Origin of the sequence: Burkholderia sp. 9775_39, from assembly GCF_015712225.1 — a bacterium.
GTDB classification, from domain to species: domain Bacteria; phylum Pseudomonadota; class Gammaproteobacteria; order Burkholderiales; family Burkholderiaceae; genus Burkholderia; species Burkholderia cenocepacia.
Map to the genome: position 1 here is coordinate 1 of NZ_JACCQC010000024.1, position 16,051 is coordinate 16,051.

At 68.8% G+C, this 16,051-nt stretch carries 13 protein-coding genes and 2 pseudogenes; 9 read left to right on the forward strand and 6 right to left on the reverse strand.

Annotated elements, in window-relative coordinates; translation table 11 throughout:
• Positions 1 to 16 precede the first annotated feature (16 nt).
• Positions 17 to 298: pseudogene (locus H0X90_RS26855) on the forward strand (YXWGXW repeat-containing protein); the annotation flags it as partial.
• 250 nt (positions 299 to 548) lie between these two features.
• Here the strand turns inward: H0X90_RS26855 and H0X90_RS26860 are convergent.
• Positions 549 to 935, reverse strand: a complete 387-nt coding sequence (locus tag H0X90_RS26860; RefSeq protein WP_006496910.1) for a helix-turn-helix domain-containing protein — start codon at positions 933 to 935, stop codon at positions 549 to 551.
• A gap of 325 nt (positions 936 to 1,260) precedes the next feature.
• Between H0X90_RS26860 and H0X90_RS26865 the strand changes: the two genes are divergently transcribed.
• From H0X90_RS26865 to H0X90_RS26875, 3 genes are all read left to right on the forward strand, one after another.
• On the forward strand, positions 1,261 to 1,740 hold the full coding sequence (locus H0X90_RS26865) for a nuclear transport factor 2 family protein (RefSeq protein WP_006496909.1): 480 nt from the start codon (positions 1,261 to 1,263) through the stop codon (positions 1,738 to 1,740).
• A 155-nt stretch (positions 1,741 to 1,895) separates the two neighbouring features.
• Positions 1,896 to 2,792 carry a helix-turn-helix transcriptional regulator gene (locus H0X90_RS26870; protein ID WP_227739696.1) on the forward strand — a complete coding sequence of 299 codons (897 nt, stop codon included), beginning with the start codon at positions 1,896 to 1,898 and terminating at the stop codon, positions 2,790 to 2,792.
• Positions 2,793 to 3,208: 416 nt separating this feature from the next.
• The gene (locus H0X90_RS26875) at positions 3,209 to 4,834 is read left to right on the forward strand and encodes an amidohydrolase (protein ID WP_077189338.1); all 1,626 of its coding nucleotides are present in this window, start codon (positions 3,209 to 3,211) and stop codon (positions 4,832 to 4,834) included.
• Between the two features lie 18 nt (positions 4,835 to 4,852).
• Here the strand turns inward: H0X90_RS26875 and H0X90_RS26880 are convergent, their stop codons facing one another.
• A complete protein-coding gene (locus tag H0X90_RS26880) occupies positions 4,853 to 5,464 on the reverse strand; it encodes a cysteine hydrolase family protein (RefSeq protein ID WP_006496905.1) in 612 nt (203 codons plus the stop codon).
• 177 nt (positions 5,465 to 5,641) lie between these two features.
• The gene (locus tag H0X90_RS26885) at positions 5,642 to 6,892 is read right to left on the reverse strand and encodes an MFS transporter (protein ID WP_077189337.1); all 1,251 of its coding nucleotides are present in this window, start codon (positions 6,890 to 6,892) and stop codon (positions 5,642 to 5,644) included.
• Between the two features lie 142 nt (positions 6,893 to 7,034).
• Here H0X90_RS26885 and H0X90_RS36245 point away from each other — a divergent pair.
• From H0X90_RS36245 to H0X90_RS26900, 3 genes and pseudogenes are all read left to right on the forward strand, one after another.
• A pseudogene (locus H0X90_RS36245) lies at positions 7,035 to 7,503 on the forward strand (LysR substrate-binding domain-containing protein); the annotation flags it as partial.
• A gap of 178 nt (positions 7,504 to 7,681) precedes the next feature.
• Entirely contained in the window at positions 7,682 to 8,260 is a 579-nt protein-coding gene (locus H0X90_RS26895; RefSeq protein ID WP_058903264.1) for a VOC family protein, read from the forward strand.
• Positions 8,257 to 9,012, forward strand: a complete 756-nt coding sequence (locus tag H0X90_RS26900) for a glucose 1-dehydrogenase (RefSeq protein ID WP_006496902.1) — start codon at positions 8,257 to 8,259, stop codon at positions 9,010 to 9,012. The genes H0X90_RS26895 and H0X90_RS26900 overlap by 4 nt, the downstream gene beginning before the upstream one ends.
• A gap of 112 nt (positions 9,013 to 9,124) precedes the next feature.
• On the opposite strand, the gene H0X90_RS26905 is transcribed toward H0X90_RS26900, so the two are convergent.
• On the reverse strand, positions 9,125 to 10,642 hold the full coding sequence (locus H0X90_RS26905; protein WP_006486042.1) for a cytosine permease: 1,518 nt from the start codon (positions 10,640 to 10,642) through the stop codon (positions 9,125 to 9,127).
• Between the two features lie 202 nt (positions 10,643 to 10,844).
• Positions 10,845 to 11,492 (reverse strand): glutathione S-transferase family protein, encoded by a 648-nt coding sequence (locus tag H0X90_RS26910; protein WP_034202167.1) that lies wholly within the window; start codon positions 11,490 to 11,492, stop codon positions 10,845 to 10,847.
• 105 nt (positions 11,493 to 11,597) lie between these two features.
• Here H0X90_RS26910 and H0X90_RS26915 point away from each other — a divergent pair, with 105 nt between their 5' ends.
• Positions 11,598 to 12,710, forward strand: coding sequence for a hypothetical protein (locus H0X90_RS26915; protein WP_062910389.1), 1,113 nt, complete (start codon positions 11,598 to 11,600; stop codon positions 12,708 to 12,710).
• Positions 12,711 to 12,726: 16 nt separating this feature from the next.
• Here the strand turns inward: H0X90_RS26915 and H0X90_RS26920 are convergent, their stop codons facing one another.
• Entirely contained in the window at positions 12,727 to 13,182 is a 456-nt protein-coding gene (locus tag H0X90_RS26920) for a MarR family winged helix-turn-helix transcriptional regulator (RefSeq protein WP_006485425.1), read from the reverse strand.
• A gap of 173 nt (positions 13,183 to 13,355) precedes the next feature.
• Here H0X90_RS26920 and aceE point away from each other — a divergent pair, with 173 nt between their 5' ends.
• Positions 13,356 to 16,040 (forward strand): pyruvate dehydrogenase (acetyl-transferring), homodimeric type, encoded by a 2,685-nt coding sequence (aceE, locus tag H0X90_RS26925; protein WP_006496896.1) that lies wholly within the window; start codon positions 13,356 to 13,358, stop codon positions 16,038 to 16,040.
• Positions 16,041 to 16,051: the final 11 nt, after the last annotated feature.

Genomic DNA, 16,051 nt, shown 5'->3' on the forward strand with positions numbered 1-16,051 from the left:
ATCCGCATAGGGCGGCCCGCCCGTGTATCGCCCCTCCGGTCCGAACCGCGTACCGGGCGGGCCGCCCTATGCGGATCGGCCGAGCTTCGCACCGCCGGCGGCACGCCACGATCGTCGCCCGCCGCCGCCGCGGCCGCACGGCTATATATGGACGGACGGCTACTGGCGCTGGCAGCGCGGTCGCTATATATGGGTGTCCGGTCGCTGGGTCGCACGGCGCCCCGGGCGCCGCTGGGTGCCCGGCTACTGGCGCCGCCAAGGGCCGGTCTGGGTCTACGTCGACGGTTCGTGGCGGTAAGCAGCGGCTCGATACCGGCCGATGAAGCGCCCGGGCCGGACGGCGCGCGAGAACCGCCGCCGCTCGCGCCACGGAATCAGTCGCCACGGCAAGGGTGCCAAATCAACCTATCGTCGGGCTATCCATTCCGACGCCATCCTTCGGATAACGAAGTCACGCGATGGCGATGCGAATGCATCCGCACATGCTTCAACCCGTCGAGCTCGCCTGCCGCGCACCGCCAGTCAACGAACCGATGCACGCAGCGCACTCAACGCCCGCCGCCTTCCTGCTCGCGCGCCCGACGGCGCGCCGCGCAGATCGCGCGATGATGTTCGTCGGCCCACCGGATCATCGCTTGCATCGGCGTCAGGAACGAACGCCCGAGGTCGGTCAACGCATATTCGACACGCGGCGGCACTTCGGCGAACAGCGTGCGGCTGACGAAACCGTCGTGTTCGAGCCGCTTCAGCGTGCGCGACAGCATCTGGTTCGACACATCGCCGATCGTACGGCCGAGTTCGTTGAAGCGTATCGTTCCGCCCGCCAGCGCCTCGAGTACGAGCAGGCTCCACTGGTCGCCGATGCGGTCGAGCACATCGCGGATCGGGCATGGCTGATCGAGTTCGACGGATTCGTCGGCAGACGGAAGCGGCATGACGGCATTCTCTTTCAAGGGCGATGCGCGGTCACCGCGGCGTGACCTGTTCACACCGCGATGACTTCTTGTGACGGGTTCGCGGCAACTGTACCATTCGATCGGCCGACAGCCGCCCGGATTCGCCAGTTCAACGAAGCATGACGATGCCCCGCGGCGTCGCAATACCGGCAGCGGCAACGTGGTCTCGTCGGCGCGCCGTTGATGCCGATACGGCGTGCACGTCGCGCCCCGCCCGCACCGACCGCCGATCGTCGCGCGCCGCGCAAAGCCGCCGTCTCGCTCGCGCATCCCTCCACGAACCGTCAGACAAGGAAAACGCTACATGTCATCGTTCCGCTCCCCCGCTCGCGCCGTTGCCGCATTCGTTCTGCTGGCCGCATCATCGGCGGCCGCGCTGGCTGCCGGCCCGGCCACGCGCGACCTGGCCGCGGAGGAAGCCAACCGCCAGTTGGTGCTGACGTTCTACGACCGCTTCTTCAACCGGCACGAAGCAGTCGAAGCCGCCGCCGTCGTCGCGGACGACTACAAACAGCACAACCCGCACGTGCCGGACGGCAAGCAGCCGTTCGTGTCGTACTTTGTCGGCGCGTTCCAGAAGAACCCGGCTTCGCGCGCGCGCATCGTCCGCAGCGCGGCCGACGGCGATCTCGTCTACCTGCACGTGCATGCGACCGAGCGGCCGGGCGATCGCGGCGAAGCGGTGGTCGACATCTTCCGCGTGAAGGACGGCAAGATCGTCGAACACTGGGACGTGATCCAGCCGGTACCCGAAACGTCCGCGAACCGGAACACGATGTTCTGATTGTCCTGATGCACGAGGCCGGCGCGCGGCACGCCGCGACCGGCACCGCATCGCGCTCACCGGAGCGTCGGCCGGCCGCCGGGCAAGCGCGGATGCCCCGCGGCGGCGAACTCCCCTACAATCGTGCTTCGCCGCCGCGCCGGCCTCCGTCTCGCATGATCGCAATGCCGGCCACCGTGCCGCCGCACGCGACGCACGGCCTGCACGCGCGGCCGTTCGCGAAGACGGTGTCAACGATGAGCCCCGCCCATATTTCCCTGAGCAACGCCGGCGACCTGGTCGCCAGCCTCGGCAGTCCGCAGTTTCCCGCCCGGCTCTGGGCGTGGCTGCGCGAAACCGTCGATCCGCAGTCCCATTACAGCGTCGCGACGCGTTACCGTCGCGACGCGCCGTCGCACTCGGTCGACAGCGTCGACGTGCTGTTCTTCGCCGGCGGCGACGATCCGGACGGCACGCGCCACGCGCTCGATCTGTATACACAGGGCGACTGGCGCTCCGACACGCTGCTTCCGCACATCGAGCGCGCGACCGATTCGCAGCTCGTGTTCTCGTGCAACGAGGAAATCGACACGGCGACCGAGTACGGCCGCCAGTTCGCGCTCGGCGAGCTCGGCGAAGACTGCACGCTGCTCGGCAGCGAACGCGACTACGTCTATGTGTTCTCGCTGTTCCGCCGGCGCGGCCAGCCGTCCTATACGCTGGCCGAACTGGCACTGCTGCGTCAGCTCGGCGATTTCGTGCTGCCGCTGCTGATCCAGCATGCGCGGCTCGCCCGCCTGACACCGCGCTCGGACGACGGCGCGCTGCTGCAGCGCTTCGAACAGCGCCTGGCGCGCAGCGGCGCGACGCTGTCGCAGCGCGAACGGCTCGTGTGCCGCGCGGTGCTGCAGGGCCAGCCTGTTCCGCGGATCGCCGACACGCTCGCGCTCAAGCCGAGCAGCGTACGCACCTATCTCGGCCGTGCGCTCGCGAAACTCGGCGTCGCGAACCGGGCCGGGCTCTTCGCGTGGTGCGTCGAGGAAGAAGCAACGCCGGAAGACCGCGGCAACTAGCCGCCACCACTGCGTCGTGACTTCTACCGTCCGTCCTCCTTTGTCGCGCGTTGTCCTCAAAACGATGACAGACAGCCGCCGCTCCCGCTCCTAGTATCTGTCTCCACCGACGACAGGAACGCGTCGGATGCCACGGAGACACGCAATGCCGAATACCGAAGGGACGCCGGCCCGCGAGGCCGCGCGCGCGTCGACCGCCGCTGTACCGATACGCGCTCGTCGACGAACCCGGCATGACGCTCCGGTAGCCGTGGTCGGCCTTCATCCCCGCGCAGCCCCGCCTCTGCCGCGCGGCGCCGGGACATAACGCTCCGCATCCCATTCCAACCCGACCGGGTTCATGCGACCGGACGAGCCACACGGCCCGCCCGTCGGACGCGTGCGCCCGTCGACACACCCCCATCCGGAGGAGACACATGCAACACGCCGATACCGTCTATCTGAACGGCCTGCTTTACACGGGCGACGCGCAGCGCCGCTTCGCGCAGGCCCTTGCGACGAAGGACGGCAAGATCGTCGCGGTCGGCCGCGACGACGACATCCGCCTGCTGGCCGGCCCCGCGACGCGCACGGTCGACCTCGCCGGCCGCCTGATGCTGCCCGGCTTCATCGACGGTCACGTCCATCCGCTCGAAGGCCATCAGATCCTCGGCGACTTCGACCTGTCCGGCATCAACGATCCGGACACGATCGTGCAACGCATCCGCGCATGCGCCGATGCGACGCCGAACGAGCCGTGGGTCTATCTCGGCGGCGCGAACCTCGCCGCGTTCGGCGCGTATCCGACCCGCGAACGGCTCGACCGGGTCGTGCCCGACCGGCCGCTGCTCGTGGTCGGCTTCGACGTGCACAGCGGCTGCCTCAACACGAAAGGGCTCGAAGCGGCCGGCATCCGCACCGATACGCCCGATCCGTCCGGCGGCGTGATCGAGCGCGATGCGTCGGGCGCGCCGACCGGCGTCGTGCATGAAGCGGCGTTCTACCGCGTCTGCCCGATCATTCCGCAACTGAGCCCGGCCGGCTACCCGAAGTCGCTCGCGAAAGCCCATGCGATGGCGCACGGCTACGGCATCACCGGCTGGTTCGACGCACGCGTCGAGGAGGCGGAACTCAAGGCTTACGCCGACGCGCAGCGCGCCGGCACGCTGAAGGCCTACATGAGCGCGGGCCTCTATGCGAACCCGCGCCGCGATCCGCGCGAGCAGGTCGAACGCTTCGTCGCGTGGCGCCGTCAGTACGAGCGCGACAACCTGCGCCTGCATACGGTGAAGATCTTCGTCGACGGCGTGCCCGAATCGAAAACCGCCGCGCTGCTCGAGCCGTACGCCGGCACCGACGACTGCGGCCTCGCGCTGTGGAGCCAGGACGCACTGAACGAAATCTGCCTGCTCGCCGATACGGCCGGCTTCGACCTGCACTTCCACACGCTCGCCGACCGCGCGGTGCGCATGACGCTCGACGCGCTCGAAACCGTCCAGCGCCGCAACGGGATGCGCGACCGGCGCGCGCAGCTCGCGCACCTGCAACTCGTCGATCCGGCCGACATGAGCCGCTTCAACCGGCTCGGCGCGATCGCGAGCGTGCAGACGCTGTGGACCGCCGCCCGCGAGGAGCAGCAACAGCTCTACCGCGACCTGCTCGGCGCCGAGCGCACCGCACGCAACTATCCGTTCCGCAGCCTGCGCAACGCGGGGGCGATGCTCGCGGCCGGTTCGGACTGGTCGGTCAGCACGATGGACCCGATGCAGATCATCCAGACGGGCGTCACGCACCTGCTGATCGACCAGCCGGACAGCCCGCCGTGGAATCCGCACGAACGGCTCGACCTGCTCACGATGCTCGAGGCCTATACGGTCAACACCGCGTATGCGCTGCGCTTCGACGACTGCACGGGCTCGCTCGAAGCGGGCAAGGACGCGAGCTTCGCGATCCTCGACCGCAATCCGTTCGCGCACCCGGTCGAGACGTTCGCGCAGGCCCGCGTGATCGAAACGTGCTTCCGCGGCGAAGTCGTGTACGCCGCGCCGGGCTGGGCCGGCTGACGCGCGAACCGGCCGCCGTCACGCGACGCCGAGCGCCAGCACCTGCTCGGTCGTCAGCACGTCGCCGAACGTGTCCGACAGCGCGGCCAGCGTCGCGCGATGGAGCTCGCGGTGCGGCACCGTGCCGCCGTCCGCGACGTCGAGGTCGCGCGTCGCACAGGCATCGTCGACGACGATCACCGCATAGCCCAGCGGCACCGCATCGCGTGCCGCGCCGGCCACGCACGCATGCGTCATCAGGCCGGTGACGATCAGCGTGTCGATGCCGGCCGCCTTGAGCCGCGCATCGAGATCCGTCGTCGGGAAGACGCTCACCGAAGTTTTCTTCACGACGGCGTGATGCGGCGCCGGCTGCAGGTCCGCATGAAAACGGAAGCCGTCGCTGCCATCGGCGAAGATCGGGCTGTCGGCCGTATCGACGTGCTGGACGTGGAACACCGGAATGCCCGCGCGATCGGCGAACGCGATCACGCGCTGCGTATTGTCCAGCGCGCGCGGCCCGTCCGGAATCGGCAGGCGGCCGCTGAAGTATTCGTTCTGGAAATCGATCACCAGCAGCGCGGTGCGGGCGGCGGCGATCGACGTCGGCGCGCTCGCGCCGGCCAGGGTACGGATGGTCGGATGTTGCATGACATGCTCTCTCGGTGGTTACATTGACGAAACGGCGCGCCGGCCCGGCCGGCGCCGCCGCACGCGGCCCGGAACCTCTCCGGCCGCGACGCGCCAGTGTCGGGCCGCGCGGCGCGATGCGACAGCGGCGCGCGGGACAACCTCCGACAGGATCGGGCCAACGTACGTGTGAGCAACTTACGAGAGCGCGGCCGTTCGCGCGCCCGGCCGCGTGCGGCCGTACGCGACCATCATCGCGAAGCTGAGCAGGAAACCCGCGCCGCCGATCAGCAGCAGTCCGATTTCGCCGAATACGGGCAGCAGGTTCGTCAGCGCACCCGTCACGACCCACGCGACCGCCATCACCGAGCCCGCGACGCCGAGCGCCCAGCCCTGCCGATCGTCGCTGACGGCATCGGAAAACGCCGTATACATCGTCGTGTACGCAACCATGTCGAAGCAGCCGACGACCATCGCGAGCGCCCACAGCACCGGTTCGTGCGGAAACAGCGCGGACAGGATCTGGCCAAGGCCGGCCACGAGCAGGCCCGTCTTCGCGATATCGACCACGCGCCACACGCGCAACATCAACCGCACGACACACAGCAGCCCGAACACGAAACAGATGCCGATCACGCCGCTGAACAGCCCGAGCCGCGCGCTCGTATAGCCGAATTTCGCCTGCAACAGCAGCATGATGGTCTGCAGGTAGAGTCCGTAGCCGACCTGCATCAGGAAGAACACCACCGACAGGAACGCGACGTTGCGCTGTCGCGCGGCCTCCCAGATGATCCGCAGCGGCAGCAATGGATCGATGCGCGTATCGCCGCGCGGCGCGGCGGAATCGCGATACGACACCCAGGTCCAGCCCGCGCAGATCAGCGACAGCGCGGCGACCAGCACGAACGGCGTGCCGTAGTCGAACAGCGGCGAGATCGTCCGGTCGGACGTGACGCCGCCGAGCACCGGGCCGACGATCACGCCCGCGCTGAACGCGAGCGACATGATGCTCATGTTGTACGCCTTCGTGTCGGGTGTGCTGAGATCGGTGATGGCCGCCTGCGCGATGCCCTGGCAGCCGGCCATCAGGCCCGTGAGCCCACGGCCGACCAGCAGCAGCGCGATGCTGGCCCGCCACGCGCCGCCCGCCATCAGCGCGTAGCCGGCCGCGAGGCCGAGCACGCACAGCAGCAGGATCCGGCGGCGGCCGTAGCGATCGGATAGCTCGCCCATCAGCGACGAGCCGAAGAACATGCACAGCGGGTAGATCCCGTAGCCGAGGCCGAGATAGAAATTGCGCGCATGCGCGCCGGCGTCGGCCGGCAGGATGCCCGCGTGCGGATCGCTGAAGATCGCGGACATCATCGGATAGACGAGCCCGAACCCCATCGCGTCGAGCGCGATGGCGAGCAGGCAGGGGCCGAGCAGGGTGTAGTCGAGCCGGGACATGGCGACCTTCCGGACAGAGTGGACGATCGCCCAAGCGTAATGACGCGGCGGCCGCCGCGGTAGATGGCCGGCCGCGATGCTCATCATCGGCTCGCCCGATACCCCGCCTGTGGCCCGCGCCGATGGATCGTGGCCCTATCTGGCGTCGCTGATGGCGCTGCCCGACCCGGACGCCGAGATCGAGTCGATCGCGCTGTTCGAGGACGAGATGTCCTTCGCCGCGTCGGTCGATTCGCCGTATGCGCAACGCGATGCGATCGATCTCCACGCATGCGGCGACGAACCGTTCGTGTCGCTCGGCGAAGGCTTCGCGACGCGCCACGGCTTCACGGAGGCGTTCCGCGCGGCCGGTGTCACGCCGAACGTCGTGATGCGCGTGGGCGACATCTTCTCGCTGATCAACCTCGTGTCGGGCGGCGTCGGCTGCTCGCTGCTGCCGGGCCGCGTGCGCGATCTGGTCGCGCACCGGATCGCGCTCGCGACCGCTCGCCGGACCGACGATCCGCCAGACAATCGGCCTGAGCTTTCTGCATCGTCGCGAGCGCGACCCGAACCTGCTCGCGCTCGCGACCGTGTGCCGGCTGACGGTCAAGGGGTCGAACGCGCGGTAACGCGTCGAGCGCATTGCCCGCTTTCAGCTCGCGCACGCGTTGCGTCGGGGCGCCGCATCGCACGACGCTGCGTGCGCGCCTACTCGTCCGTTTGGATGGCACGAAACACGCGCTTTGTTGCGATCATGGCCGTCATGCATCGCACGGCACGCACCGGTGCGTCCGCCACGGAGACGACATGCACGACCCCGCCCTCGGCCCCATCGACCAGATCGGCTACGTAGTCGCCGACCTCGACCGCAGCATCGCGCGCTGGCGCGCCCGCCACGAGGTCGGCCCGTGGACCGTGTTCCGCAACGTGCGGCTCGACGGCCGCCATCTCGGCGAACCGGTGACGGTCACGATGGACGTCGGGCTCGCGTATCGCGGCGATCTGCAGATCGAACTGATCCACGTGACGAACGACACGCCGTCGCCGTATCGCGACGCGCACGGGCAACCGCTCGTCGGCCTGCATCACGTCGCGTGGGTCGTCGACGATCTCGATGCGGCGGTCGCACGGCTCGCCGCCCGCGGCCTGCGCGTCGTGTTCGATGCGCACAACGCGGCCACACGCGTCGCGTATCTCGACGACGCCGACGATCCCGGCGTGCGCATCGAAGTGATCGAAGGCGCCGGCATGCGCGACCTGATCGCGCACGGCATCGCCGAAGCCCGCGCGTGGCGCGGTGGCGATCCGGTCCGCAGCGTGGACGCGGCGGCCGCGTCCACGCGAGCCGCGCACGCCCCCTTTCACTCACAGGAGCAAGCACGATGAAACGACTCGAAGGCAAGGTGGCGCTGATCACGGGCGGCGCCCGCGGCCAGGGCGAAGCGGAAGCGCGCCGGTTCGTCGCCGAAGGCGCACGCGTGGTGATCGCCGACGTGCTGGACGACGCCGGCCGGCGCGTCGCGGCCGAACTCGGCGATGCCGCACGCTTCCAGCATCTCGACGTGACGAACGAAGCCGACTGGCACGCCGCCGTTCAGGCCACGCTCGCGCAGTTCGGCCGGCTGGACATTCTCGTGAACAACGCGGCGATCCTGAAGCTCGTGCCGATCGAAGCGTGCTCGCTCGACGACTACCGCAAGGTGATCGACGTGAACCAGGTCGGCTGCTGGCTCGGGATGAAGTCGGCACTGGCCGCGCTGAAGGACGCGGGCGGCGGGTCGATCGTCAACGTGTCGTCGACGGCCGGGATGGAAGGCGTCGCGGGCGGCAGCGCTTACGTGTCGAGCAAGTTCGCGGTGCGCGGGATGACGAAGGCCGCCGCGCTCGAATTCGGCCGCCACGGCATTCGCGTGAACTCGGTGCATCCGGGCGGCATCGATACGGTGATGGCGCGCCCGCCCGAGTTCGCGGATTTCGATCCGTCGTCGATCTACAGCGGCCTGCCGATCGCGCGCATCGGCAAGCCCGACGAAGTGGCCAGCCTCGTGCTGTTCCTCGCGTCCGACGAATCCACGTATTGCACGGGCTCGGAATTCATCGTCGACGGCGGGCTGCTCGCGGGCAGCACGTTCCACTGACACAACGCGGCGCTTCGCCACAAACGTCAACCCAAACGACAACGCCGCCGGCGGCTGAGCCCGCACGGCGGCGTTGTCGTTTCCGGATCAGGTGCAATCCGTCGACCAGCAATCAGTATCCCTTCGGCTGGATCGCCGGTGCGCCGACCTCGCGCGCCTTCCGCTTGCCGCCCCGCACGAAACGGCGCCCGTGCGGGCCGTACACGCCGTCCGGTTCCGGATACAGCGTCAGCAGCGCGAAGTACAGCATCCCGCCGACCGCCAGCGACAGCGGCACGCTCAGGTCGAGCCCGCCCGCGAGGTTACCGAGCGGCCCGACGAACTGGCCCGGCAGGTTCACGAACGCGAGCCCGACGAACGCGGCCGGCAGCCACGCGCCCATCGCGCGCACGTTCCAGCCGTGCGTGAACCAGTAGTGGCCACCGCGCAGCCCGCGATTGAACACCTGCAGATCGTCGGCGAGATAGTAACCGCGGCGGGTCACGTAGCCGATCACCATGATCGCCATCCACGGGCAGCTGAACGTGTCGATCAGCGTCGAGAACGTCGCGACGCTTTCGACGAGGTTGAACCAGAAACGCCCGACGAAGATGAACGCGATCGCGATCGTGCCGATCAGCAACGTCGCGCGCACACGGTTCAGGACCCGCGGGAACATGCTCGATACGTCGAGGCCCGTGCCGTACAGCGCGGTCGTGCCGGTCGACATCCCGCCGATGATCGCGATCAGGCACATCGGCAGCAGGAACCAGCGCGGCGAAATCGCGAGCAATCCGCCGACGTAGTCGTTCGACGCGATGAACGCGGGCGCCTTCGACGCGATGATCGTCGCGGTCGCGAGGCCGAAGAAGAACGGCACGAAGGTCGCGATCTGCGCGGCGAACACCGCCCCCATCACGCGACGCTTCGGCGTGTGCTGCGGAATGTAGCGCGCCCAGTCGCCCAGCGTCGACGCGAACGACACCGGGTTGCTCAGCGCGACCAGCACCGCGCCGACGAACGCGGCCCAGAAGCCCGCGCTACCCTGTTGCAGCGTACCCGCGTAGCGCATGTCGAACAGGCCGGCGAACGCGAACAGGCCCGCGACGAACAGCACGCTCGCGGCCCACACGGCGATCTTGTTGACCCACAGCATGAAGCGGAAGCCGTAGATGCAGACGATCAGCACGAGCACCGCGAACACCAGGTACGCGGCGCCGAGCGTGAAGCCGTTGACCGGCACGCCGGCCAGGTTGTGCGCACCGCCGACGAGCGCGTCGCCCGAGCTCCACACCGCGAGCGAGAAGAACGCGATCGACGTGAGCAGCGCGAGGAACGAGCCGACGATCCGGCCGTGGATGCCGAAATGCGCGCCGGACGACACCGGGTCGCTGGTGCCGTTGCGCGGGCCGAACAGGCTCATCGGCGCGAGGATGCAGGTGCCGGCGAGCACGCCGAGCACGATCGCGCAGACGCCCGCCTTGAACGACAGCCCGACCAGCACGGGAAAGCTGCCGAGCACCGATGTGGAAAACGTATTGCAACCGCCGAACAGCAACCGGAACAGATCGATCGGCCGCGCATAGCGCGATGCATCGGGAATGCGCTCGAAACCGAACGACTCGACCTGCGTAATCCTGCCTTCACTCATTTTGTCTCCAGCTCCTCGTGCGTCGGTACGGCCCGGGGCTGCGGCCATACGACACATCGTCATCGATTCGCGGCCACTCTAAACCGGATCGGGCCGCGCAAATATCACGCATTCGAGACGTTTACGACGAAGGAGAACAATGTTTTCCCGGCGGCCAAGCGGCCGGCGCCCGCGCCGTCCATCCGGCGCGGGCGATGCGACGTCAGTGCGCCGCCTCGGCGGCCGGCGCGCGGCATGCGATCAGGCCCCGTTGCACGGCCGGCCGCGCGGCGATCTCGGCGAGCCAGCGCTCGACGTGCGGGAAGCCGGTCACGTCGAGATCGAGCTCGGCCGCCGTGCGCAGCCACGGGAACGCGGCGATATCGGCGATCGAATACCGCGACGACGCGAGATACGCCGATTCCGACAGGCGGCCGTTCACGACCCCGTAGAGCCGCAGCGCCTCCTTCCGGTAGCGGTCGATCGCTTCCGCATTGACCGTCTTCGATGCATGCAGGAACCACCACAGCTGGCCGAGCATCGGCCCGATCCCGCCGATCTGGAAATGCAGCCATTGCTGGACCGCCGTGCGCTCGGCCAGCGTGTCAGGCTGCAGGCAGCCGGTCTTGGCGGCGAGATAGCCGAGGATCGCGCCGGATTCGAATACGGCGAGCCCCGTGTCGTGGTCGACGATGGCCGGGATCTTGCCGTTCGGATTGATCGCGAGATACGCCGGGCTGCGCTGCTCGCCGGCGGACAGGTCCACCAGCACGCGATCGTGCGCGAGCCCGGCCTCTTCCAGGTAGATCGCGATCTTGTGCCCGTTCGGCGTGTCGGCCGTATAGAACGTGAGGGAGTGCGTCGAGGTCATGTCGGTCCTTGTCATCGGGTTATCGTTGCAACTACAATCGTTGCAATTGCAATCCTATGCCGGAATCGATGACGCCGGCGCCATGCCAGTACTCGAAGGAGGGACATGCAGACTGCGCGATCCGGTCCGCCCGTGCGGACGCCCGATACCCGCCGCGCCGCGGCGGCCTGCCTCGAACGGCTGACCACGCGGCGGCTCGTGCCGCCGGGCGCGGCGGTCTCGCCGCTCGGCGCGATGCGGGCAGCCGCCGAGTGTCTCGAACGCGATGCGGCGACGTCGAAGCGCGTGTGGATCGTCCGCGCCGATGCGCGCGAGCCGGTTTCCGGCACGCACGCGCATCGCCACATCAGTGCGTGGCCGCTGCGGTTTCTCGATCCGGGCAAGCGCTTCGAGCGGCCGCTGTTGTACCTGCTGCATGCGCGCGCGATCGACCGGTTGCGGCTCGCGTCGATCGAAACCGTTGATCGCGGGATCTTCGTGAACGACGCGGAAACGGCCGCATCGTCATGGCCGAAGGGCGTGACGCCCGACGTCCCGCACTGGCTCGCCGCGAACGCCGCGTGCACGCCGTACGATCCGGCGTCGGGACACGAAGCGATCGCGATCCTGCGCCACGCGCTGCGCACGCTGTACGTCGCCGGCCAGCCTGGCTTCGTCTATCTCGCGAGCCATGACGACTGCGAGCCCGATGCGAAGCCGCTGTCGGCGTCGGCCGCCCGCGACGCGTTCAACGGCATGGTGCGGGCCGGCCGGCGTGCCGCCGCCGGCGCGGCAGCGCATATCCGGCTGTGCGGCGCGGGCAGCACGCTCGCGCAGGTCAGGGAAGCGGCCGACCTGCTGCACGACGAATGGCGAATCGACTCGACGATCTGGAGCTGCCCGAGCTATACGCAGCTCGCGCGCGACGGTCGCGCGGCCGAACGCTGGAGCCTGCTGCATCCGCATGACGCCCCGCGCGTTCCGCACGTGCGGGCCTGCCTCGGCGAAGGCGGCACGCCGGTGCTCGCGGTGACCGGCTATGCACGGCACATTGCCGCGCAGATCGGTGCGTTCGTGCCGGCCCGCTTCACGGCGCTCGGCGCGGATTCGGCCGGGCCCGGCGCACGCGCGCCGACCGCGCGCTGGATCGTCGCGGTCGCGCTGCGCCTGCTGGCCGACGATGGCCGCGTGCCGGCCGACTGGGCCGCGCAGGCGATGCGCGGCCATGCGCGCGGCTGATGCGCGCCGGACGCCGTTACTTCGCGTCGGCCGCCGCGTCGCGCGCCGCGGCGGTCGCGCGATCGAGCGCGGCGGCCATCGTCGCCTGCTCCTTGCCGGTGAACTGGTCGAGAAACAGCTCCGCGACCGTCGACTGGTACACCTTCCACATCTTCTTGCGCAGCGTCCGCCCCTTGTCGGTGATGCTCGCAAACGCCGCGCGGCCATCGTCGGCCGACCGCGCGCGCGTGACGAGCCCATCCTGTTCGAGCCGATCGACGAGCCGCGTGAGGTTGTAGCGCTCGATCGCGAGCACGTCGGCGAGTTCGTGCATGCGGCGCGTGCCGTCGGGCCCGCTTTCGAGCCCCCACAGCGCGTCGTACCACGCGTACGCGGGCAGGCCGGCCGCCGCAAGGCGGCGCTCGATCTCGCGAATCATCGTCCGGTGCGCGCGGACGAACGAGAACCACAGATCGGGTTCGGGTGCGCTCATGTCAGGTCGTTCCTTTCGTTGAATTGCAGTTGCAATTAAATTTTACCTCGATAACAATGCCCGTCATACGATTGCAATTGCAACTACTTGCCCGCCAACCGGCGGGCGTTTCGTCGCGCGACGCGGCGCCACGACCGTCGCTGCGCGCTGCCTGATGCTTCTGGAGACATTGCATGACCGCACCTCTCGCGTTACCCGACATCGATCCGCAGGAAACCCGCGAATGGCTCGATGCGCTCGAATCCGTGATCGCGCTCGAAGGCCGTCCGCGCGCGCACTATCTGCTCGACCAGCTCGCCGATCTCGACGCGGCCCGGCATGGCGACCTGCACGGCCGCGTGACGACCGCGTACGTGAACACCGTGCCGCGCGAGCGGCAGCCGGCCTACCCGGGCGATCTCGCGCTCGAGCGGCGGCTGAACGCGATGATTCGCTGGAACGCGATGGTGATGGTGCTGCGCGCCGGCCGGCATTCGAACGTCGGCGGCCACATCGCGACCTACCAGTCGGCGGCCGTGCTGTACGACGTCGGCTTCGACCACTTCTTCCGCGGCCGCACCGACACGTTCGACGGCGACATGGTCTACATCCAGGGCCACTCGGCGCCCGGCATCTATGGCCGCGCGTACCTGGAAGGCCGCATCACCGACGCGCAGCTCGACCATTTCCGCCGCGAGACCGGCCGCGAAGCGGGCCGCGACGGACTGTCGTCGTATCCGCATCCGCGCCTGATGCCCGATTTCTGGCAGTTCCCGACCGTGTCGATGGGGCTCGGGCCGCTCACGGCCGCGTATCAGGCGCGTTTCATGCGTTACCTCGAATATCGCGGGCTGAAGGCGCATCAGGGCCGCAAGGTGTGGGCGTTTCTCGGCGACGGCGAAATGGACCAGCCCGAATCGCTCGCGGCGATCTCGCTGGCCGGGCGCGAGCGGCTCGACAACCTGATCTTCGTCGTCAACTGCAACCTGCAGCGCCTCGACGGCCCGGTGCGCGGCAACGGCAAGGTCATCCAGGAACTCGAAGGCACGTTCCGCGCGGCCGGCTGGAACGTCGTCAAGGTGATCTGGGGCGGCGGCTGGGATCGCCTGCTCGAACGCGACACGACGGGCCTGCTGCGCCAGCGCATGATGGAATGCGTGGACGGCGACTACCAGACCTTCAAGTCGCAAAGCGGCGCCTACGTGCGCGAGCATTTCTTCGGCAAGTACCCCGAACTGCTCGATCTGGTCGCCGACCTGTCCGACGACGACATCTGGAAACTGGCGCGCGGCGGCCACGATCCGGAGAAGGTGCATGCGGCCTATGCGCAGGCGATGCGCGCCGACGGCCGGCCGACCGTCGTGCTCGCGAAGACGGTCAAGGGCTTCGGGATGGGCGAAGCCGGCGAAGGCCAGAACGTGAACCATCAGTTGAAGAAGATGAGCGCGGATGCGGTACGTGCATTCCGCGACCGCTTCGCGCTGCCGGTCAGCGACGCGCAGCTCGACGCGCTGCCTTACCTGAAGCCGGAACCGGGCAGTGCCGAGGCACGCTATTTCGCGGAACGCCGCGCCGCGCTCGGCGGCCACGTGCCGGCCCGCTTCCACGCGGTCGCGCCGCTGCCGACGCCGCCGCTCGCCGCATTCGACGCCCAACTGAAAGACACCGGCGAGCGCGGCTTGTCGACGACGATGGCGTTCGTGCGCATCCTCGGCACGCTGCTGAAGGACCCACAGCTCGGCAAGCTGGTCGTGCCGATCGTGCCGGACGAGTCGCGCACGTTCGGGATGGAGGGCCTGTTCCGCCAGATCGGCATCCATTCGCATCTCGGCCAGCTCTATACGCCGCAGGACGCGGGTCAGCTCAGCTACTACAAGGAAGCGAAGGACGGGCAGATCCTGCAGGAAGGGATCAACGAATCGGGCGCGATCGCGTCGTGGATCGCGGCCGGCACCGCGTACAGCAACCACGGGTTGCCGGCGATCCCGTTCTACATCTTCTATTCGATGTTCGGGCTGCAGCGGGTCGGCGATCTCGCGTGGGCCGCCGGCGACGCGCGCACGCGCGGCTTCCTGCTCGGCGCGACGTCGGGCCGCACGACATTGATGGGCGAAGGGCTGCAGCACAACGACGGGCACAGCCAGGTGCTGTCGTCGGTGATTCCGAACTGCGTGTCGTACGACCCGACCTATGCGTACGAACTCGCGGTGATCGTGCGCGACGGGTTGCGGCGGATGTTCGCGGAGCAGGAGGACGTCTACTACTACATCACGCTGCTCAACGAGAACTATCCGCATCCGGCGCTGCCCGACGGTGCGGAAACCGGCATCCTGAAGGGGCTCTACCTGCTGCGCGACGGCCCGCCGCACGCGGCCGACGCGCCGCGCGTGCAGTTGATGGGCAGCGGCGCGATCCTGCGCGAAACGCTTGCCGCGAGCGACCTGCTCGCGCAGGACTTCGGCGTGTCGAGCGACGTCTGGAGCGCGACGAGCCTGACCGAGCTGCGCCGCGACGGGCTCGCCGCGGAACGCTGGAACCTGCTGCATCCGGACGCCGCGCCGCGCGTGCCGTACGTGCAGCAATGCCTCGACGGCCGCGCGGGGCCGGTGGTCGTCGCGACCGACTACATGAAGATCGTCGGCGACCAGATCCGGGCGTTCGTCGACGGTCGCCGCTTCGTGTCGCTCGGCACCGACGGCTTCGGCCGCTCGGATACGCGCGAGGCGCTGCGCACGTTCTTCGAGGTCGACCGGCACTTCATCGTGATCGCCGCACTGAAGGCGCTCGCCGACGACGGCATGATCGAACGGGCTCGCGTCGGCGAAGCGATCCGGCGTTACGGCATCGATATCGACAAGGTCGATCCGGCCACCGTGTAGTCATGCGGCGC